At 75.5% G+C, this 19816-nt stretch carries 16 protein-coding genes; 6 read left to right on the top strand and 10 right to left on the bottom strand.

What is annotated here, in order from left to right; all coding sequences use genetic code 11:
• Nucleotides 1-93: 93 nt before the first annotated feature.
• Entirely contained in the window at nt 94-1158 is a 1065-nt protein-coding gene (locus ACIQUR_RS02180) for an NAD-dependent epimerase/dehydratase family protein (RefSeq protein WP_403656841.1), read from the top strand.
• An 80-nt stretch (nt 1159-1238) separates the two neighbouring features.
• On the opposite strand, the gene ACIQUR_RS02175 is transcribed toward ACIQUR_RS02180, so the two are convergent.
• Both ACIQUR_RS02175 and ACIQUR_RS02170 read right to left on the bottom strand, forming a co-directional pair.
• Entirely contained in the window at nt 1239-2345 is a 1107-nt protein-coding gene (locus ACIQUR_RS02175; protein WP_403656838.1) for a sensor histidine kinase, read from the bottom strand.
• A complete protein-coding gene (locus ACIQUR_RS02170; RefSeq protein WP_403656835.1) occupies nt 2342-3268 on the bottom strand; it encodes a response regulator transcription factor in 927 nt (308 codons plus the stop codon). Before ACIQUR_RS02170 ends, ACIQUR_RS02175 begins: the two co-directional genes overlap by 4 nt.
• A gap of 124 nt (nt 3269-3392) precedes the next feature.
• Between ACIQUR_RS02170 and ACIQUR_RS02165 the strand changes: the two genes are divergently transcribed.
• Genes ACIQUR_RS02165 through ACIQUR_RS02155 form a run of 3 tightly spaced genes read left to right on the top strand, consistent with a single transcriptional unit; the run spans nt 3393 to nt 5412 of the window.
• The gene (locus tag ACIQUR_RS02165; RefSeq protein ID WP_403656832.1) at nt 3393-4109 is read left to right on the top strand and encodes a glycosyltransferase family 2 protein; all 717 of its coding nucleotides are present in this window, start codon (nt 3393-3395) and stop codon (nt 4107-4109) included.
• On the top strand, nt 4106-4735 hold the full coding sequence (locus ACIQUR_RS02160) for a DUF2064 domain-containing protein (protein WP_403656829.1): 630 nt from the start codon (nt 4106-4108) through the stop codon (nt 4733-4735). Before ACIQUR_RS02165 ends, ACIQUR_RS02160 begins: the two co-directional genes overlap by 4 nt.
• An 11-nt stretch (nt 4736-4746) precedes the next feature.
• Nucleotides 4747-5412 (top strand): class I SAM-dependent methyltransferase, encoded by a 666-nt coding sequence (locus ACIQUR_RS02155; protein ID WP_403656826.1) that lies wholly within the window; start codon nt 4747-4749, stop codon nt 5410-5412.
• A gap of 1360 nt (nt 5413-6772) precedes the next feature.
• On the opposite strand, the gene ACIQUR_RS02150 is transcribed toward ACIQUR_RS02155, so the two are convergent.
• Together ACIQUR_RS02150 and ACIQUR_RS02145 are read right to left on the bottom strand one after the other, a co-directional pair.
• Complete coding sequence (locus tag ACIQUR_RS02150; protein WP_403656823.1) at nt 6773-7207, bottom strand: hypothetical protein; 435 nt, start codon at nt 7205-7207, stop codon at nt 6773-6775.
• A gap of 629 nt (nt 7208-7836) precedes the next feature.
• Nucleotides 7837-8982 (bottom strand): molybdopterin-dependent oxidoreductase, encoded by a 1146-nt coding sequence (locus tag ACIQUR_RS02145; RefSeq protein WP_403657954.1) that lies wholly within the window; start codon nt 8980-8982, stop codon nt 7837-7839.
• A gap of 536 nt (nt 8983-9518) precedes the next feature.
• On the opposite strand from ACIQUR_RS02145, the gene ACIQUR_RS02140 reads away from it, so the two are divergent.
• Nucleotides 9519-11411, top strand: coding sequence for a glycosyltransferase 87 family protein (locus ACIQUR_RS02140; protein WP_403656820.1), 1893 nt, complete (start codon nt 9519-9521; stop codon nt 11409-11411).
• Here ACIQUR_RS02140 and ACIQUR_RS02135 read toward each other — a convergent pair.
• The 4 genes from ACIQUR_RS02135 to ACIQUR_RS02120 form a co-directional block, all read right to left on the bottom strand.
• Nucleotides 11381-11641 (bottom strand): hypothetical protein, encoded by a 261-nt coding sequence (locus ACIQUR_RS02135; RefSeq protein ID WP_403656817.1) that lies wholly within the window; start codon nt 11639-11641, stop codon nt 11381-11383. The genes ACIQUR_RS02140 and ACIQUR_RS02135 overlap by 31 nt on opposite strands.
• Nucleotides 11642-11761: 120 nt before the next feature.
• Complete coding sequence (locus ACIQUR_RS02130; RefSeq protein ID WP_403656814.1) at nt 11762-12376, bottom strand: NUDIX domain-containing protein; 615 nt, start codon at nt 12374-12376, stop codon at nt 11762-11764.
• Between the two features lie 212 nt (nt 12377-12588).
• Nucleotides 12589-14004 carry a phosphotransferase gene (locus ACIQUR_RS02125; protein ID WP_403656811.1) on the bottom strand — a complete coding sequence of 472 codons (1416 nt, stop codon included), beginning with the start codon at nt 14002-14004 and terminating at the stop codon, nt 12589-12591.
• Entirely contained in the window at nt 14001-14933 is a 933-nt protein-coding gene (locus ACIQUR_RS02120) for an NUDIX domain-containing protein (protein WP_403656808.1), read from the bottom strand. Before ACIQUR_RS02120 ends, ACIQUR_RS02125 begins: the two co-directional genes overlap by 4 nt.
• A gap of 331 nt (nt 14934-15264) precedes the next feature.
• Here ACIQUR_RS02120 and ACIQUR_RS02115 point away from each other — a divergent pair, with 331 nt between their 5' ends.
• Nucleotides 15265-15822, top strand: coding sequence for a DM13 domain-containing protein (locus ACIQUR_RS02115; RefSeq protein WP_403656806.1), 558 nt, complete (start codon nt 15265-15267; stop codon nt 15820-15822).
• Nucleotides 15823-15943: 121 nt separating this feature from the next.
• Here the strand turns inward: ACIQUR_RS02115 and ACIQUR_RS02110 are convergent, their stop codons facing one another.
• Together ACIQUR_RS02110 and ACIQUR_RS02105 are read right to left on the bottom strand one after the other, a co-directional pair.
• A complete protein-coding gene (locus ACIQUR_RS02110) occupies nt 15944-17365 on the bottom strand; it encodes an NAD(P)/FAD-dependent oxidoreductase (protein ID WP_403656803.1) in 1422 nt (473 codons plus the stop codon).
• Nucleotides 17366-18231: 866 nt separating this feature from the next.
• Nucleotides 18232-19326, bottom strand: coding sequence for a hypothetical protein (locus tag ACIQUR_RS02105; protein WP_403656800.1), 1095 nt, complete (start codon nt 19324-19326; stop codon nt 18232-18234).
• Nucleotides 19327-19816 lie beyond the last annotated feature (490 nt).

Genomic DNA, 19816 nt, shown 5'->3' with positions numbered 1-19816 from the left:
ACCGACCGGGTCGGGCCGGCCGGTCATGACGGAAGTCTTACGGGGCGGTGTGGGACGGCGCGGTCCGGCGCCCCGCTGCGTAGCGTGCCGGGCATGCGCGTACTTGTGACGGGAGGCGCCGGGTTCATCGGCGCCCACGTGGTCGACGACCTGCGGAGCCGGGGGCACGAACCGGTGGTGTTCGACGTGCTGCTGCCGGCCGCGCACCCCGAGGAGCCGGTGCTCCCCGACGCGGAGTTCCTGCGCGGCGACGTACGGGACGCCGACGCGGTCCGGCGGGCCCTGCGCGGGGTGGACGCGGTGTGCCACCAGGCGGCCATGGTCGGGCTGGGCAGGGACTTCTCCGACGCCGCGGACTACGTGTCCTGCAACGACCTCGGGACGGCCGTGCTGCTGGCCGCGATGGCGGGGGCCGGGATCCGGAGGTTCGTGCAGGCCGGGTCGATGGTGGTGTACGGCGAGGGCCGGTACGCCTGCCCGGCCCACGGCGTCGTACGGCCGGGACCGCGGGCCGTGGCGGACCTGGAGGCCGGCCGCTTCGAGCCCCGCTGCCCCCTGTGCGGTGCCGGGCTGGCACCGGGGCTGGTGGCCGAGGACGCGCCGGCCGACCCGCGCAACGTCTACGCGACCACCAAGCTGGCGCAGGAACACCTGGCCGCCTCCTGGGCCCGCGCGACCGGGGGCTCGGCGGTCTCGCTCCGGTACCACAACGTGTACGGGCCGGGGATGCCGCGGGACACCCCGTACGCGGGGGTGGCCTCCTTCTTCCGGTCCGCCCTGGCCCGCGGCGAGGCGCCCCGGGTCTTCGAGGACGGCGGCCAGCGCCGGGACTTCGTCCACGTACGGGACGTGGCCTCGGCCAACACGGCCGCCCTGGCCCGCCTCGCGGACCCGGGGGAGGGGCGGCACGCGGCGTACAACATCGGCAGCGGACAGCCGCACACCGTCGGCGAGATGGCGGCGGCACTGGCCCGCGCCCACGGCGGCCCGGCACCGGTGGTGACGGGGGAGTTCCGCCTCGGGGACGTCCGCCACATCACGGCCGACTCGTCACTGGCCCGGCACGAACTGCACTGGCAGCCGCGGGTCGGCTTCGAGGAGGGCATGACGCAGTTCGCCCACGCCGCACAACGCGCCACGGCGAGCGGCCGTCGGTAACCCGACCCGACCCGACCCGGCCCGGCCGGCCCGACCCGGCGCGGAGGCCGGCGGCCCGCGCGAGAGCGGGTGGCTGCGGGTCAGGCCAGGGGGAGGGTCACCTCGAAGCGGCAGCCGCCCGGTACGTTGCGCACCTCGGCGCGGCCCGAGTGGGCCTCGACGATGCCCCGTACGATCGCCAGCCCCAGCCCCGCGCCGGACGGCGGCGTACGCGCGGCGCTGCCCCGCCACCCGGTGTCGAACACCCGGGGCAGGTCCTCGTCCGGGATGCCGCCACAGGCGTCGGTGACGGAGAGCACGGCCCCGTCCTCGCCCCGGCCCACGGCCACCGCGACGGTGCCGTCGGCCGGGGTGTGGCGGATGGCGTTGACCAGCAGGTTCGCCAGCACCCGGGTCATCTCCTTGCCGTCCACGTCGACCGGCACGTGCGCGATCTCCTCGCCGACCAGCCGCACCCCGCGCTCCCGGGCCAGCGGGTCGGCGCCGAGCAGCGCGTCGGCCGCGAGGTCCCGCAGCGAGACCCGGCTGGGGGTCAGCTCCAGCGCCCCGGCATGGATGCGGGACAGCTCGAACAGGTCGCCCACCATGGTGTCGAGGCGCTCCACCTCGGTCCGGATCCGGCGGTGGTACCGGGCCGGGTCGTCCACGACGCCGTCCTCCAGGGCCTCCGCCATGGCGCGCAGACCGGCGAGCGGGGTGCGCAGGTCGTGCGAGATCCAGGCGACGAGTTCGCGGCGGGAGGACTCCAGCGCGCGCTCCCGCTCCCGGGACGCGGCCAGCCTGGCGCTGGTGGCGGCCAGTTCCGCGGCCAGCGCAGAGAGTTCGGCGGTGGCGGGCGCGGGCGGCGCGGCGAAGCTGCCGTCGTCCCCGAAGTCGCGTGCGGCGAGCGCCAGGTCCCGGCTGCGGGCGACGACCCACCGGCCCATCAGCAGGGCCGTGGCCAGCGAGACGAGGGCCGCCATCGCGACGACCAGGGTCACCACCGTCAGGTCGTGCGGCGACAGGAACATGGCCCGGGCGACCGCGAGGGTACCGGCGAGCATGGCCGTGACCGCCACCACGGCCACCACGGCGAGCGACACGGTGACCGACCGCCGCCGCAGCAGGCGCAGGGCCAGCGCCCCGGCGGCCCCGGCACAGGCGGCACCGCCGAGCGCGAAGAGGGCGATGAGCAGGAAGTCCGTCACGACCGGCCCCCCGGAGGCGTGGCGGGCCGGACCGGGGCGGCGCACGGCGGGGTGGCGGCGTGCGGCGCGGCGGGGGTGACGTACGGTGGGCCCGAGGCCGTATCCGGCGGGGCGGCACCGGCCGCGGCAGCGGCACCGACCTCCGCACCGGCACCGGCCGCGGCACCGGCGTCCGCACCCGCATCCGCACCCGCCTCGAAGCGGTAGCCGACGCCCCACACCGTCTGGATCAGCCGCGGTACGGCCGGGTCCTCCTCGATCTTCGCGCGCAGCCGTCGTACGTGGACCGTGACCGTGGACAGGTCCCCGAAGTCCCATCCCCACACCTCCCGCATCAGCTCCTCACGCGTGTGGGCCCGCCCGGGGTGCGACAGGAAGTGCGCCAGCAGGTCGAACTCCCGGAGGGTGAGCGCCAGTTCGGCGCCGTGCCGGGTCGCCTTGCGGGTCACCGGGTCGACCGTGATCCCGGCCGCCCGCAGCGGTGCCGGCGCCCGCACGACCGTGGCCTCCGCGCCGGGCCGGCTGCGGCGCAGGACGGACTCCACCCGCAGCACCAGCTCCCGCGGGCTGAAGGGCTTGGTGACGTAGTCGTCGGCGCCCAGTTCGAGCCCCGCGATCCGGTCCTCCTCGGCGCCCCGCGCGGTCAGCATGATCACCGGCACCGGGCGCTCGGCGCGCAGCCGCCGGCACACCTCCAGCCCGTCGATGCCCGGCAGCATCAGGTCGAGGACGACCAGTTCCGGCGGGTCGGCGGCGGCCTGGGCGAGGGCGCCGGGCCCGTCGGCGGCGTGCCCGACCGTGTGGCCGGCCCTGCGGAGGTACCCGGTGACGACCTCCGCGACGGTCGGGTCGTCGTCGACGACGAGGATCCGGGCGGGCTCCGCGGGGCCCGGCCGTCCCGCGGGGGATGCTGGCGTGCTCATGCGCCCCAGTGTCGTACGGCGGGCCCCCGGCCGTCCCCCTGCCCGGCCCGCCCGGTGCTGCCGTCCGCGTTTCGTAAGGAGTCGATCGCCCCGTTCGCGGGCCCCGCTTCCTACGGTGACAGGCGTGACCGATCACCCCCTGAACCCTCCCGTGGACGTCGTCCTGCCCTGTCTGAACGAGGCCGGGGCGCTGCCCTGGGTCCTCGCCCGCATCCCCGCCGGCTGGCGCGCCCTCGTGGTGGACAACGGCTCCACCGACGGGTCGGCGGAGGTCGCCCGCTCCCTGGGCGCCACCGTCGTGCCCGAGGCCCGGCGCGGCTTCGGTGCCGCCTGCCACGCCGGACTCCTCGCCGCGGAGGCCGAGTTCGTCTGCTTCTGCGACTGCGACGCCTCCCTCGACCCCGGCCTGCTGACCGGCTTCGTACGGGCGGTCGCCGCGGGCGAGGCGGACCTGCTGCTGGGCCGCCGCCGGCCGCGGGGACGCGGTGCGTGGCCCGCGCACGCCCGGGCGGGCAACCTGGCCCTGTCCCGGATGCTGAAGCGCCGTACCGGCCTGCGGCTGCACGACCTGGGGCCGTTGCGGGCCGCCCGCCGGGAGGCGCTGCTCGCCCTGGACCTCACCGACCGGCGCAGCGGATACCCGCTCCAGATGGTGGTCCGGGCCGCCGACGCCGGCTGGCGGGTCCGGGAGGAGGACGTCCCGTACCTGCCGCGGACCGGCCGCTCCAAGGTCACCGGCACCTGGCGGGGCACCTGGCAGGCGGTGCGCGACATGCGCGCGGTCCTCGCGGAGCCGCCCCGGCCGGGCGCCGTGGCCCGCTCCTCCGAGGGTGTCCGATGACCGCCCTGCTCGTGATCGCCAAGGAGCCGGTGGCCGGCCGGGTGAAGACCCGGCTGACGCCGCCGTTCACCCCCGCCGAGGCGGCCGGCCTGGCCCGGGCGGCGCTCGCGGACACCCTGGACGCGGTCGCCGCGGCGCCGGCCGACCGCCGGGTCCTGGTCCTCGACGGCAGCCCGGGCGACTGGCTGCCGGCCGGCTTCGAGGTCGTGCCGCAGCGCGGCCGCGGCCTGGACGAACGGCTCGCCGCCGCCTTCGCCGACTGCGCCGGCCCGGCCCTGCTGATCGGCATGGACACCCCCCAGGTCACCCCGGAACTCCTGCGGCCCGCCCTGGACTTCGGGACGTACGACGCCTGGTACGGCCCCGCGGCGGACGGCGGCTTCTGGGCCCTCGGGCTCGCCGCCCCCGACCCGGCCCTGCTGCTCGGCGTACCGATGTCGGCCCCCGAGACCGGCGCCGTCCAGTACGCACGCCTGCGCGCGGCGGGGCTGCGCGTCGGCCGCCTCCCGGTCCTGCGCGACGTGGACACGGCGCCGGACGCCCACGAGGTGTCGGCGGCCGCACCCGGGACCAGGTTCGCCACCCTGCACACCCGCCTCACCACCCCCGCGGGCCGGCCCCGGTGACCGCCCGAGGCGTGACCACGCGCCCCGCACGGCCCGGACCCGGCCCGGCCCCCTGGCGGGACGACCCGTACACCCGTGCCCTGCGCGCCGGGCACGGGCCGCTCTTCCTGCGCCGCGCGGACGGCTGGCTGCTGCCGCTGGAGGTGGAGCGGTGGCTCGCCGACGCGGACTCCGCGGACGACAGCGTGCTCACCCGGTGCCGCGGCGCGGTGCTGGACATCGGCTGCGGGCCCGGCCGCCTGGTCGCCGCCCTCGCCGGCCGCGGCCACCGGGTCCTCGGCGTGGACGTGAGCCCGGCCGCCGTGACCCGGACCGTACGGCGCGGCGGAACGGCCCTGTGCCGCTCGGTCTTCGGCCCGCTGCCGGGCGAGGGGCGCTGGACGACCGTCCTGCTGATCGACGGCAACGTCGGAATCGGCGGAGACCCCCGGGCGCTGCTGAGCCGGGCGGCCGCCCTGCTGGCCCCCGGCGGGCGGCTGATCGCCGAGGCCGCGCCGGTGGAGGTGGACGAACGGTGCGAGGTCCGCCTCGACGACTTCCGGGGCACGCCGGGCGTCCCGTTCCCCTGGGCCCGCGTGGGCCCGGACGCCCTCCGCCGCCACGCCGCCGCCGCGGGCTGGACACCGGTCGGCACCTGGTCGACGGCGGGCCGCACCTTCACGGAACTGCGCCGGTAGCGGGCGGGAGCGGGCAGCCGCCGCACCGCCGGCCCCGCCCGGCAGGACCCACGCCCCGCCCCGCACGCCCCGGGACCCCACGTCCCGGACCACGCGCAACTCGCCCTCGGCACGGCCCTCAACCGAAGCCGCCCCCGGCGCACGCCGTCGCGGCCCAGCAGCCGGGGCCGGCCGGAACACGACGTCGGAGGCGAAGCCGAAGGGATTCCGTTCCCGGTCAGTCGGTGCGCGGCTGGAGCACGTTGCGCATCCGGCGGTCGGGGCGCCCGGCCGGGACAGGACGTCGTGGATGTGGCGGGGGAGGGGGTGTGTTCCCGGCAGCCGGTGGACGGCCGGGACAGGATGTCGTGGGCGACGTGGAGGGGTTGCGTTCCCGGCAGCCGGGCACCGCCGGAACACGACCTCGTGGGTGACGGCGGAGGGCCGCCCCACCCCCGACGTCCGGCGCGGGCGACCGTCGGCCGCTCCCGACCCGGCACCGGCGCCGGGCGGCGGCCCGCCGGCCGGCAACCGACGTCCGGGCAGTACCCGGTGGACCGGTTGCCGGCCTCGCTCACCGCCACCGGCCTCCCTCGTGCGCGACGACGGTCTCCCCGGCCCTCAGGACCACGCCCCTGCCGACACATGCCCCGCACTCGCTCCGCCGGGGCGCCGACCGCAGCACGCCGCCCACACCGGCCACGAAGGTGATCGGTCCGGGCGGCTCCGTCGCCGACCACCCCCGACCCGGCCACGGGCATCACCCGCCAAGCAGCTCCGACGACCGCCGTCACCCGGCCGCACCGCAGCCTTCGACTCGACCGGCCGACCTGCTCGACCGGCCCGACGTATCGGCAACCCGTACCGGCCACCGCGCTCCGGCGCACTCATGCCGGCCACCCCGTCCGGCACGCGGCCGGGGCTCGGGACCGGCTGCTCCCAGCGGACCGTCGAGCGCCCGCCCGCGCCCTGGCGCCTCGTCCGCTCCGCGCCCGTCCATCCGGCCGTGCCTCGTCCTCGGAGCCGGCGGTCTCCCAGTCCACGTCTCCCGGCGTCTCCCTCGGCTGGGCCCCGTTCTCGGAGGCGGGGGTCTCCCGGGTCGCGTAGCCTTCGCGGCCCACCCGGCCGGTCTCCGGGGCGGAGCCGACGGTCTCCCGGGCCGCGTCGCCCCGCCTCTCACCCGGCGGGGCCACGTCCTCGGAGCCTGCGGTCTCCGGGGACGTGGCCGACCGGCGTCTCATTCGGCTGGACCTCGTTTCCGGAGCCGGTGGTCCTCCGGGCCGCGTCGCCCCCGCGCCGCACCCGGCCGGGCTCGTCCTCGGAGCCGGCGGTCCCCGCCGCGCATCGCCCCCGGTGCCGGCGCGACGTCCCGCCGGCGCCGTCAAGCCGGCGCATCAGCCTTCCCGTCGCCCCCCGGACCGCGGGGGCGCCGTCGGCTCCGCAGCCGGGCGAGCAGCGCCGCGGCGGTCGCACACACGGCCACGGCCGCCAGCACCAGCAGCAGGTTGCGCCCGTACGGCAGCGGCAGCGCCGACGGGTTCGGCGGCGCCCCCGGCCGCAGCAGCAGGGGGAGCGTGACGAGTACCAGCGCCCCTGCCGTGACCAGCGCCGCGCGCACCACCGGACGCGCCGGCAGGGCGGCCACCAGCAGCCCGACCGCCAGCACCAGCGGCGCCAGCACCCCGTCGTGCAGCACCAACGCCCCGCCCAGCCACACCAGTACCGCGTACGGATCGGGCTGGGCGGCGAGATGCCATCCCCCGATCCCGATCAGCAGCACCCCGAGCCCGCCGACCACCCAGCGCGCAGGGGACACGGGGGAGGAAGTCCGGGCGCCCCCGGACGCGTCCCCGTCCCCGGCGGCCGACACCGGGGCCGTACCCCCGGCTGCGGCGACCGGCGGTCCGGAAGCCTCCCGGGCCTCGGCGGGCGGCGCCTCGGCCCCGTCCCCGTCACCGGCGGGCGGCGTCTCGGTCCCGTCCCCGGCGGTCGGCGCCCCCGGCGCGTCGCCGCGCCCGGCGGCTGGCACCTCGGCTTCGTCCTCATCTCCGGGCACGAGGCCGTCCCCGCCGCCCGGTACCGGCGGCTGGTCGGTATCCCTGAGCGCGTCGTCCCCTTCCGGCAACGATCTGCCTCCGCCCGCAGGCCTTTCCCCGCCGCCGGGCACGTGCCCGGGCTCGGGCACAGGCTCCTGCCCGGCCTCACGCCTGTCGGCAGCCTCCGGAGTCGGCGGCGCCCCTGCGGTGTCCGGTGCGGGACCGGCATCCGACCCCGCCCCGTCGCCGGCGTCCGGCACATCCGCCGCCCCCGGCCGTGGTCGGGTCCCTGGGAGACCCCCGCCCCCGGGCGCCGACGCATCGCCGGCCCCCGGCACGGGGTCGCGCCCCGTCGCAGGACGGGTCTCCCGCCCACCCTCCGGCTGCGCGCCGTCCTCCGTCCCCGCCATCACACGACCTCCAGCCGCGTGACCCACTTCGTCTGCAGCACCCCTGGACGGTTCGGCGCGATGATGCGGGCCGGGTGTCCGTGGTCGGCCGACAGCACCTCCCCGTTGAGCCGCAGCGCGAGCAGCGTGAGCGGGTCGTCCGCGTACTCCCGGCCCATGTCCGTGACCCGGTACGCGCCCGCCACCTCCAGCGACACCACCCGCAGCCCCGACCCGCGCGGCGCCCCGGCGCGGGCCAGCAGGTCCCGGATCCGTACGCCCGTCCAGTGCGCGTCCACGCTCCAGCCCTCCACGCAGGCGATCGGCAGCCGGACCCGGTGCTGCGGCAGCGCCGCCAGCTCGGCGAGCGTCAGCCCGTACGGCTCGGGGCCCAGCACCTCCAGCCGCCACCCGCGCACGGCGGCCGCCGTCACGCCCGCGGCCCTGGCCGTACGGTTCACCGGCACTCCCTGCGGCCCGTACCCGGGATGCCGCGGGGCCAGCAGGTCCAGCGCCCCCAGCGGCGTGAAGGACTGCCCGACCGTCGTGACCGTCACGGCCCCCACCGCCGCCCCGACGCCGAGCAGCAGGGCACGGCGGTCCGGCCCGTCGCGCTCCTCGTCCGGCAGGGAGAGGGTGCCGGGGGACCGCCGGCTCCAATGGGCCCGGATCTCGGGCGCCTTGACCGCCACGTGCAGCAGCACCGAACCGGCGACCACCCACGCCACCGCGTAGTGCACCGGCACGAAGGAGAACGGCCACGGGTACCACTCGGCGATGTTCAGCAGCCCGGTCAGCACCTCGAACACCCCCGCCGCCACCAGCACCGCCACGGACAGCCGCTCCACCGCGTGCCGCACCGAACGGAACGGCGGCCAGACGAACAGCCGCGGGTACACCGCCCACAGCTTGGCGAACAGCAGCACGATCGCGGCCAGTCCGACGGCGACGTGCAGCCCCTGCGTGAGCCGGTAGCCCCAGGAGGGGCGTGACGGGAGGTGGGGGAGCAGCCAGGGCGGCGGCTGCTGGAGGAAGTGGCTGACCAGGCCGGTCAGGAAGCACACGGCCAGCGCGACGCCCAGCCACCGCCCGAGGGCCGTCGCGGTACGGGCGTCGTGCAACGGCCCGGCGAACGGTCCGCGGGCGGCCAGGAGCCGGGAGACCAGACGCCCGCCGACCGCCCCTCCGGCATCCCGCCGCTCCCCGTCCGCGACGGCGAGCGCCGGACGGGCGTCCGCCCCGCGTCCGTACGGCGCGTCACCCTCGGCCCCGTGCTCGCGTGGCCCGGCCCCCAAGGGACCGGGCCGGTGCGGCTGGTGGGCGGGGGGCCGTTGCTCGTGCGGCGGGTGCGCGTCCGCCCCGGGCCCGTCCGGCCCGGCCCCGACGGGCCCGCGCCGGTACGCCTCGTGCCCGCCAGTTCCGTGCCCGTCCGCCTCGTGCCCGGACGGCTCGGGCCCCTGCGTCCCGCGCCCGGACGGCTCGTGCCCGTCGGGACCGAGGTGGTCGGGACCGTGTTGGTCAGGCCGACGTCCGTCGGGCCGGCGGAGTGGCGGACGGCCGGGACGTCGTCGGCCGATCGGAATGTCCATGCCCCCATGCAACCGCGGGGTGCCGCCCGGCAGCGGGTTCCGACACCTTACGGAACGCGAACGGCCCGCCGCGCCCACGCCCTGAGCGGCGCCCCCACTGCCAGGGTGATCGGGTGACCCGCCCCCGTCCGTCCCGCCCCGACCCGCAGCCGCCCGTGCCCTCGGCCTCACCGGAGCGCGCCTCCGCACCCGACGCCACGCCCACTACGGCCCCAGCCACCACAGGGGCCACAGTCCCGGCGACCACGAGGCCGAGGAGGACCACGAGGACCGCACGGAGCACGGCCGCCACGGCTGCCACCGCCCTCCTCCTGGCGGCGCTCACCGTCGCGGTCGTCCTCACCGTCCGGGTGGGCGCGCCCTCGCCCGACCCGTCCTTCCCCGACGCGGCCGGACTCGCCTGGCGGTACGCCGCCTGCTGGGCGTTGTTCGGTGCGGCCGCCTGGACCCTGCGCCGGGTACCCGCCCGGCACGTCACGGTCCTCGTCCTCGCCGGCGGCATCGCCGTGGCCGCGGCCGGCCTGGCCGCCGCGCCCCGGACCAGCACCGATTCCTTCCGCTACGCCTGGGACGGCCGGGTGCAGGCCGCCGGCATCTCCCCGTACGACCACGCCCCGGCCGACCCCGCCCTCGCGGCACTCCGCGACGCCTGGCTCTTCCCGCCGCAGGCAGTCTGCCGCGGCGCGACCGGGCCCGCTCCCGGCCCTGAGTCAGGCCCATCACCCTGGCTCGCCTCGGCTCCCGCGCCCGAGCTCGGCCCGGCATCCGGGCCCGGCTCGGCCCCCGCACCCGCGCCCCCGCCCGGCTGGGCATCGGGGCCCGCCTCGGCTCTCGCACCCGCGCCCGCACCCGCGCCCGCGCCCGGCCAGGCACCCGGCCAGGCACCCGGTCCGGCACCCGGGCCGGCCTCGGCCCCCGCCGCCGGCCCGCCATCCGGCCCGGCACCCGCCCCCGCACACGCCACGGCCCCCGCTCCCACCCTCGCCCCCGGGCTCGCGCCCCTCCCGGACGGTGGCTGCACCCGTATCAACCGCCCCGCCGTCCACACGATCTACCCGCCGGCCGGCGAGGCGTACTTCCTCCTCGTCGACGTCCTCTCCCCGGCCGGCGCCCGCCACAAGCCGCTCCAGACCGCCGGCGCGTTCCTCAGCCTCGCCACCACCCTCGTGCTCCTCCGCGTCCTGCGCCGCTGCGGCGACCCGCGCGACGCCGCCTGGTGGGCCTGGTGCCCGGCCGTGGCCGCGGAGGCGGTCAACAACGCGCACGCCGACGTGCTCGCCGTCCTCCTGTCCGTGACCGCGCTCGCCCTGACGGCCCGTCACCGGCTCGCCGGAGGAGCCGTACTGGGACTCGCCATCGCCGCGAAACTGCTGCCCGCCGTCCTGCTCCCCGGCGCCCTCTCGGGCATCCGGCGCCCCCGGGAAGCGGCCGCCACCCTGGTCCCCGCCGCCACCGTCACGGCCGCGCTCTACCTCCCGTACGTCCTGCTCTCCGACTCGTCCGTCCTCGGCTACCTCAGCGGCTACGCCCAGGAGGAGGGCTACCAGGACGCCTCCTCCGGCGGCCGCTACGCACTCCTGCGCCTCCTGCTGCCCGACTCCTGGGCCGTACCCGCGGTCTTGGTCGGCGCGGCCGCGGTCAGCCTGTACGTCATCCGCCGCGGCGACCCGGCCCGCCCCTGGTCCGGCGCACTCCTCGTCACCGGCACCGTCTTCCTCCTCACGACCCCCGGCTACTCCTGGTACGCCCTGTTCCTGATCGCCCTGGTGGCCCTCGACGGCCGCTGGGAATGGCTCGGCGTGGCGCTCGCGGGCGCGGTCGCCTACCTCGTCACCCCGCTCCACCCCGCCGCGGGCACCGTCGCCTACGGCACCGCCCTGCTCCTGGTCCTGGCCGGACACACCCTCCGCACCCTCCGCACCCGACGCACCCGACGCACCCGACGCACCCGACGCACCCGACGTACCGGCCCGGCCTACTCCGCCCGCAGCTTCGACACCGCGTAGGCGACGAGGGCGGCGACGAGCAGCCCCCACACCAGCCCCTCGGCACCGGCCCGCACCCACCCCACCACCGCCAGCGGCCCCGCCACGAACGCACCGGTACGCAGCGTCCGCGCGTCCCGCAGCAAGGACCACCGCACCAACGCACTGCCCGGGTGCCGCATCTCGACGACGGCGGCCCGCACCACGAAGACCGCGACGACGACGGCCGCGGTGAGCAGAACCGGTCCCATGGCCGCTCCGATCGCCACCCGACAGCGAGGCCGGGGGCAGACGCACACCCCCGCCCACCCACGGTAAACCGCCCCCGACCCCCCTGCCAGAACGGCACCGGGGCGCCCGCCGGCCCGGCGTCAGGACTCCCAGTCCCAGGTGTCGAAGTACGCCGGGCGGCCGGTGTGGCGGGCGGTCATGACGGCTTCGAGGCGGGCGTGGTCACGGGGCGGCATCAGGGGGCGCCACTCGGGCACGGTCAGGGCGCGGACCTCGTCGTGTTCGTCCGGGTCCAGCACGATCGCGGCGAGCCGCTCCGCGCTCAGGCGCCCGCCGTCGAAGACGACGCCGACCGTGGCGAGCGGCCAGTCCGCGCCCGGCAGGCCGAACACCGTGGCCAGGAGCCGCGGCGGGCCCGGGAGGCGGATCCCGGTCTCCTCCCGGCACTCGCGTACGGCGGTCTCCCAGGGGCGCTCGCCGGACTCGGCCACGCCGCCCGGCCACTGCCAGGGGTGGTTCCGCGCGTAGGTGGCGCGGAGCTGGACGGGACGGTCGTCCTCGTCCGTGAAGAACACCGCCCCGAAGACCGCGGCCTTCGGCAGGGTCGCGGCGAATTCGTCGGGCGGCAGCCAGGGCCGGGGCCGGGGCCCTGGCGGGACCGCGGGATGCGGCGGCCACGCCGTCGGCGTCGGCGTCGGCGTCGGCGTCGGACGAGCCGGGGTGGCCGCCGGGGTGGTCGGGCGGGATTCGGACACGGAAGGGCTCCTCGGGGGTGACGGGGCGGCGGTGCGGTACAAGACGGCTCCTCGGGGGTGACCGGCCGGCCCTGCGCCACGGGGCGGCTCCTCGGGGGTGACCGGGTGGCGGTGCGGTGCGGGACGGCTGCTCGGCGGTGACCCGCCGGTCCTGCGCCACGGGACGGCCCCCTGGGGGGACCGGGGGCCCGCGCACCGAGGGACGGGGCTCCTCAGGGTGCCCGGCCGCCCGCGCGCCAAGGGACGGGACGGGCCGCGCGGAGGCGGCGCAGGGTGCGGTGGCCGCGTTCGGTGACCTCCGGGTCGCCGTGCCCGGTGCCGTACGCGATGCCGGAGACGGCGTCGAAGGCCGCCTCGCAGTCCAGGCGCAGCTCCTCGACGGGGTCGAGCGGCCGGCCGTAGCCGTCGAGGAACGCCTCGCGCAGCTCCGGCCGCCCGGTCCAGGTGTCGCACAGCCGGGCCAGGTCGCGCGTGACGGTGCCGTACTCCGACCGCTCGAAGTCGAACAGCCGCGGCTCGCCGTCCGCGGCGAGCAGGACGTTGCGGTACTGGAGGTCCCCGTGGGTCGGTACGAGGACGGGCCGCGGCAGTTCCGCGTGGACCCGTGCCAGGGCGAGGACCAGGTCCTCGTCGCCGTCGGCCAGGTGCGGACGGGCCGCCTCCAGGTGGCGTCCGACCCTGTCGGCGGCCGTCACCGTCCCGGCGGGCCGCTCGGGGGCGCTGCGGTGGAGGGTGGCGGCGAGCCGGCCCAGGCCGTGCTGGACGCGCGCCTCGGCGGCCGGGTCCAGGACCATGCCGTGCAGCGGGCGCCCGGCGAGCGCCGTGACGACGACGGCCCGCGCCGCGGTGTCGGCCGCGACGAGGCGGGGAGCGCTCGGCCCGAGCGCCGGCACCCACGACCGGTACGCCGCCACCTCCCGGTCGTGGAACCGCGCACCGCGGTGCCGTTTCAGGAACCACGTGCCGCCCCCGGACCCGGTGAGCCGCCACACCCGGCTGCCGCCGCGGACCCAGGACACCTCCGTCGCCCGCGCGATCCGGCCCACGGCCCGCTCGGCGAACTCCTTGATCAGGTAAGGGAGTTCGGCCCCTGGATCCGGTGGTCCGGCCAGCAGCCTGGTACGGTCCGGCCCCTGCGGCACGTGCTCGACCGCGTCGCCGGGCCGCTGGAAGTGCACCGCCCCCGGCACGCCGGCGCGGTAGGCGTCCAGCCCGGCCCGGCAGTACGCCACCATCGGCGCCGGGAGGGCGTCCAGCGCGTACCAGCCCATGGCGTCGCACCGGTCCGGCTCCCTGATCCCCGGCCGGCCCGCCCACCGCCGCACCTCGAAGAAGACGCCGATCCGGGAGCGTGAGCCCGTCGGGGGGTGGTGGTGGACGGTCAGGGCCACGGTGACGTCCTCCGGTGCGATCAGCACACCGGTCTCCTCGCGGGCCTCCCGGACCACCGCCTCCGCCATGTCCTCCCCCGGGTCGAGGTGCCCGGACGGCAGGTGCCACATCCCGGCCGCGTAGACGGGCCCGGCCCGCCGCGACAGCAGCACCTCCGCCCCGCCGTCCGCACGGTCGCGCCGCAGGACGAGGTGCACGTCGACCGGCACCGCGTACCGCTGCGTGGTGGCCGTCACCACCCCATCTCCGTGTACGGGCGGCCTGCCCGGATGCCCTCGATCGCGGCGCGCGCGTACGGGACGACCCGGTCGGGGAGGGCCTCGGCCGGCCACCAGTCCCAGGACACGCAGCGGTCCGGCTCGCGGACCTCGGGCGTGCCGGTCCACCGCCGGGCGCGGAACACCAGCTGCATGCGCGGCCGGCCGCCGGGACGGTCCACCACGTGCACGACGTGCACCAGCTCCACGTCGGCCGGGTCGACGGAGAGTCCGGCCTCCTCCGCCGCCTCGCGGACCAGGCAGGCGACGGCGGACTCCTGCTCGCAGTGCCCGGCGAGGAAGTGGTGGGTGGCGCCCGCGTACGCCGAGTCCGGGTGCCGCAGCCCGAGCAGCACCCGTCCCTCCCGCTCCAGGTACAGGTGCACGCCCACGACGTGCAGCCGTGCCCGGCCCCCGGAGGACGCCCGCGACGGCACCGGTACCGGGGCTCCCTGCGCCTGGTGGAGGTCGATGACCTCCTTGGTCCACGGACACATCGTCAGGTACGGGACGGTGGCCGCCTCGAAGTGGCGGAACATGATGCCCTCGGGGCACGGCAGGTCGTCGGCGTCCCCGTCCCAGGCCCCGAGGTAGACCCGCACCCGGCCCTTCACCCCCTCCGGACTCAGGCTGTCCACCACCGCGAACTCCTCCAGCGGGACCACCAGGCCGGTCTCCTCCAGCAGTTCCCGCTCCACCGCCTCCCGCGAGGTCTCCGCTCCCTCGCGGTCGCCGCCGGGGATGCTCCACGTCCCCGGGTCGCAGATCCGCTTGTTGGCGTCCCGGAGGTGCAGCAGGTAGCGGCCCCGGGAGTCCACCAGGAGCGCGGCGGTGCCGCGCGGGTCGTCGTCGGGTGCGGTCCGTTCGATTGCGGCGGGTTCCGCGGGGCGGAACGGCTCGGGATCCACGGGTCCTCCGGAAGAGTGCGCGGTGGGCACTGGTGCTCTGGAAACGGCTCCCGTTCGGGTGCGTCACGGCCGGATCGGGGGCGAAAAGGTGAACGGATGTTCCAGTCGGCTCCGTTGGTCCTGACGGGCCTGCGTCGGCGCCGTTGAAACTCGCTCGAACAGGGACGTGTCCCCCGACCAGGGGATTGTCGGCCCCGGCCCGGCCGCCGCGCCAGAGCGCCTCCGGCCGGCGCCGTAAGGGTTTCGTCATCCGGCCCGGGCTCCCCACCCGGACTCCGGCCCACTTGAATGGCGGAGTAAGCCGAGGACGAGACGTAGAAGGAGGGCCGTCGTGGGGCGCGCCGGGAACAAGAGGAAGCAGTGGTGGGCCGCGGCCGTCGTGGCGGGACTGGCGGTCCTGGCGGCCGGGCTGGTGTGGTTCAAGCCGTGGGCGCTGTGGGTCGACGAGACGGTGCACGAGGCGCTGCCGTCCGCGAAGGCCGCGCCGGCCCCCGGTACGCGGGGGACGTCGCCCGCGACTCCCGCTCCCTCGGGGCCGGTCACCGTCGCGCAGGGGACGCTGATCAGCCACGAGCACGCCACCACCGGCACCGTGAAGATCATCCGCCTGGAGGACGGCACCCACACGCTCCGCCTGGAGGGCCTGGACACGAGCAGCGGCCCCGACGTGCGCGTCTGGCTGAGCGACGCGCCGGTCAAGCCCGGCAAGGCCGGCTGGCGCGTCTTCGACGACGGCCGGTACGTGAACCTCGCCCCCCTGAAGGCCAACAAGGGCGACCAGAACTACCCGCTGCCCGCGGACCTCGACTGGACGGCGTACCCCAGCGTCAGCATCTGGTGCGACCGCTTCGACGTCTCCTTCGGCGCCGCCCCCCTCACCCGCGCCTGACCCCGCTCCACGACCGGCCCGAACCCCCTCCCGGCAGCCCGCTCCACGACCGGACCGAACCCCCCTCCCGGCAGCCCGACCCCGTCCGGTTCGGTCGGCCCGGGCCCCGCGAGCCTGGTCGTCAGGGCCGGGGACTCCGGCGCTCGGGGAGGCCGTTCAGGAGGCTGAGCTCGGCGCGGGTGAGCGGAGGGCGGTCCAGCGGGGGGCGCGACGGGCCCAGGAGGGCGGTCAGCAGCACGCGGGGGCGGACGAGGGATGCGGGCGGGGCCTGGAGGGCCAGCACATCGGTCAGTGCCGTGGCCGCGTGGAACGATCCGGTCGCGGTACGGGACAGGCGGCTGACGTAGCGGTGCAGCAGGCGGTCGGCCGGGTTCGGCTGCCTGCCCCGGGTGGAGGGGAAGTGCATGTCCGCCCCGACGGCGAGGGTCCAGGCGGTGTCGACCGGGCGGGCGATGGCGCGCTGTGCCCGGAGAGACAGGCCGGGAGCCGGGCGGGCCGAGAGCGCCTCGCGCAGGGCAAGAGCACCCAGTGCGGCCACCGACATCCCTTGGGCGTATACGGGGTTGAAGGTGGCGACGGAATCCCCGAGAGCCACCAGCCCCTCGGGCCACGGGCGCAGTCGTTCGTAGTGACGGCGCCGGTTCGCGGTGGTGTGGGTGACGGTGACGTCGGAGAGGGGTTCGGCACGCTGGAGCAGATCGGCCAGGACGGGGTGGCGCAGGGTACGGGCGAAGGGTTCGAAGTCCTCCGCGTTCCGGGTCGGGTGTCCGCCGGGGGCGCCCATCAGGCCGGCATGCCAACGGTCGCCCTCGATCGGCAGGATGGCCCCGGCTTTGGCGGACCCCGTCAGGTGTGGGTCGGCCTGTATCCCCACGACGGGCCACCCGCGGGTGGGAACCGGGGCGCGGTAGAGCCGGCTGGCGTAGGCCAGGCCCGCGTCGACGCTGTCCTGGGCGAGACCGTGGACACCCAGCCGACGGAGCCATTGGGGCAGGCGGGAGGCCCGGCCCGAGGCGTCGATGACCAGGTCGGTGTGCAGCTCCGTTTCCGAGCCGTCGGCTCCCCGCACCGTGACCCCCGTGACGGTGCCGTTCTCGCCGATCAGCCCGACGGCCCTGGTCCTCGTACGCACACTGACCCGGGGGTTCGAGAGGACCTGTTGCCGTAGGACGAAGTCGGTCAGGTCCCGGCTCGCGGTGATCACGTGATGGGTGGCGCGCTGCCAGCGGCGGTACCACCCCTCGGGCGAATGGATGACCATGTCGGTGGTCACGGGTATGCGGTGGGCGCCCGCGGCCGTCAGTCGATCGATGCTGCCTGGAAGCAGAGAGTCGATCGCCTCCGCCCCACCGCTCTGCAGCCAGTGGATGTGGGCCGCCTGAGGAACGCCGGTGCGCGGTTCGGGTCCAGCCGGCAGCGCGTGTGCCTCGATGACCTCGACGGAATCGACGTGGTCCATGACGGCGGCGGCCGCGAGCATGCCGGCGATGCTGCCCCCCACGATGAGGACGTGCCTGGGGGCCCAGCCCCTGCCTTCACTCATGACGGCCTGCTTTCTGCACGGGCGCGAAACGCGCACGGACGTCTTCGGCGGCCATCGGGGCAACTGCCGAGGACAGGGGCACCAGATCCTGCCCGCGCAGCGCCGAAGTCCGGGTGCCTCCCATCGGTTGCCCCCGTGTTCGGTGTGCTGCTGTTGCTCGCGAGCGACGAGGATCATGATGGCATCCACACCGCCCGCGACGGAGGGCTCCTCCTCCGGCGTGGCCCCGCCCGGTCCGCCCCACCGTCGGTCCGGGCAGACGGACGACCGGCATCCCTGTGACGAAGAACCGGAAGACCTGGGGAGGGCTGCCGGACACGCGAAGGGTTGTTAGTCTGCCGGGACCGCCCTTGACCTGCGGGAAGCAGGCAGGGAGCAGACATCTCGGGAGCTTCTTCATGTTTCGCACCATGTTCAAGTCCAACATCTGACTTCCGGACATTTTCGCAGGTCAGCGGCGTGGTGTCGGGCCTCTGGTCAGCAAATGCTCAGCATCAGCCCCTTGGGTTGTTCACGGGGCACAGCCAGTCGGCAGTCGCGCATGTTGCTGGCGCAGGGCCGTGTCGGTGCGTCGTGACGGCCTCTGTCACGTGGAACCCGACGTCGGTGAGGCCGCGCCCGGCCGTCCTCGCCAGCGACACGGGTGCAGTCATCCACCGGACGCGACGGCGGCGACAGCCCTCGTCTCCTTAGTTCAGCGCTGGCGGTTCGGGCGGTTTCGAACGCGGCCGAACCGGTTCCAGAGCCACCTGGAGGGTTGGCCAGGGGCCTGCACTGTATTCCTGCCGGATTATCGCCGCGGTTTGTTCCCGGGCCAGGGAGGCATCGGTGATTGGGACAGACCTGCATGGCAGTTTGGCGGCTACCTAGTTTTCGCACCAGGCGCTCATGCGGCTGGCAACATGAGCCGTGTGGTCCGCGAGTTGCTCGTACAACGCTTGTGCTTCATCCACAGAGAAATAGGCGTCTAGGAGACCGTAGAGCGGCGCCTGGAGGGAAAGCCGTTCTTGCACCTGCCATGAGGGGCGGTAGTGAACCAAAGTGTTCCGGAACCCTCCGTGGGTCTGGAGGATCAGGTTGCTTGTCGGGGAGTCGAGGACGCCCTTCAGCAGTGATCGGTCCGGCGGGCGGAGTTGGGCTCCGTACTCTTCATCAAGCTTGCGGAGACTGGAGAGCGCGTGGTGGAGCGTGATGTACCGCAGCTTCCACAAGGTGATCGCTGAGGAGGGGTTGCGGTCGTCGGTGACGAGGACACTGGTCGTGTTTAGCGCACAGGTCATGGCTGCCAGGGATGCCTTGATCTCCTCTGGCAGGATCGGATCGAAGCTTAGACGGTAATACTTCTCTGCACGTACCTCTGTCTTGGTCAGGTCCGTCTCCTGCACGGTGTCGAAAAATGACTGTCCTTCCCAAGGAAGTCCGTCTGCCGCTGTGGCGATATAGCTGCCCTGTTCCACGGCGATGGCGTGGAGTTTGGCGCCAAGCATCTCGGAATCCTTGAAAGCTTGCGGGGGGAAGGCGAGGAAGAAGCTGGCTGTGTGGGAGGTGGAGACGAGCCTGCCGCGAAAACGCCACAGGACGAGGTCCTTTTCCAGCGGCCGGGCCAGCGGTAGCCAGGTATTGTTCAGGAACTCCTCGCGGTGCTCGTCGACGATGCGCCGGAAGTCGGCGCCAATGTCGTCCAGTTCCTTGTACTTGTCGTCGTATAGCTTGACCGATTGCCGAGCGCGCTCGATGGCAGGTGCGTAGTCGTAGGCAAGTGCGTCCGAGAGGTCGGGAGCGATGTGGCGAAGCGCTCGGTGGGACTCGTGGATGATCAGGCACATGTAGTTGTGCATGCAGAAGATCGGGACGACAGCCAGTTGTGGGGCGGCTGTGATGCTGCGGGCGAAGCGTCGCAAGAACATGATGTCCTGCGCGATCAGCGCCAGGGCTATGTCGTTGCCGGGGGTCGTCGTCACTGGTGCTCTTCTCCAAGTGCAAGAGGCGGGTGCTGCCTCCTGCTGTACGGCATCAGTCCCGCAATAGGGTCGGTCCATGGACCAGTCGTGCAGGGCATCGTGTCAGCAATCTGTGCTGCCACACAGCAGGGTTTCGAGGCGGGAGGACCGCTGCGTGGTGGCGGCGGCCCGCCGGCGGCGCAGAGCCGTGGGACGTCTCGCGGTTTCGTGGACCCACTGCCGTGCGGGATGCCAGCGGCTACAGCGGCATACTTTGAGGGAGGGAAGCGTGAGGACTGCCAGCAGCGCATGCGGGCCGCGAAGGCAGATGTCGTTCGTGAACGAGGTGCAGTTAACGCACAAGCGGATGCAGTCGGATCCCTACGCGATCTCGTAGCTGTCTGCTTGGTAGCTACAAAGGCTATGTACCGACAGCGGTGGGGCTGCTGAGGTTACAGTTCGCTCAGACTCATGCCCGGGGCCGACGTCCCTGTGAAGCCAGGGCGTGCCG

This window comes from Streptomyces sp. NPDC101132 (assembly GCF_044759225.1).
In the GTDB taxonomy this organism is placed as follows: domain Bacteria; phylum Actinomycetota; class Actinomycetes; order Streptomycetales; family Streptomycetaceae; genus Streptomyces.
Note: the sequence above shows the minus strand (reverse complement) of the source record. Positions and strands in the feature narration are given on the sequence as shown.

Coding starts and splice junctions, on each gene's coding strand:
- ACIQUR_RS02180 (WP_403656841.1), top strand. CDS start 94: ATGCGCGTACTTGTGACGGGAGGCGCCGGGTTCATCGGCGCCCACGTG.
- ACIQUR_RS02170 (WP_403656835.1), bottom strand. CDS start 3,268: ATGAGCACGCCAGCATCCCCCGCGGGACGGCCGGGCCCCGCGGAGCCC.
- ACIQUR_RS02160 (WP_403656829.1), top strand. CDS start 4,106: ATGACCGCCCTGCTCGTGATCGCCAAGGAGCCGGTGGCCGGCCGGGTG.
- ACIQUR_RS02135 (WP_403656817.1), bottom strand. CDS start 11,641: ATGGGACCGGTTCTGCTCACCGCGGCCGTCGTCGTCGCGGTCTTCGTG.
- ACIQUR_RS02110 (WP_403656803.1), bottom strand. CDS start 17,365: ATGAGTGAAGGCAGGGGCTGGGCCCCCAGGCACGTCCTCATCGTGGGG.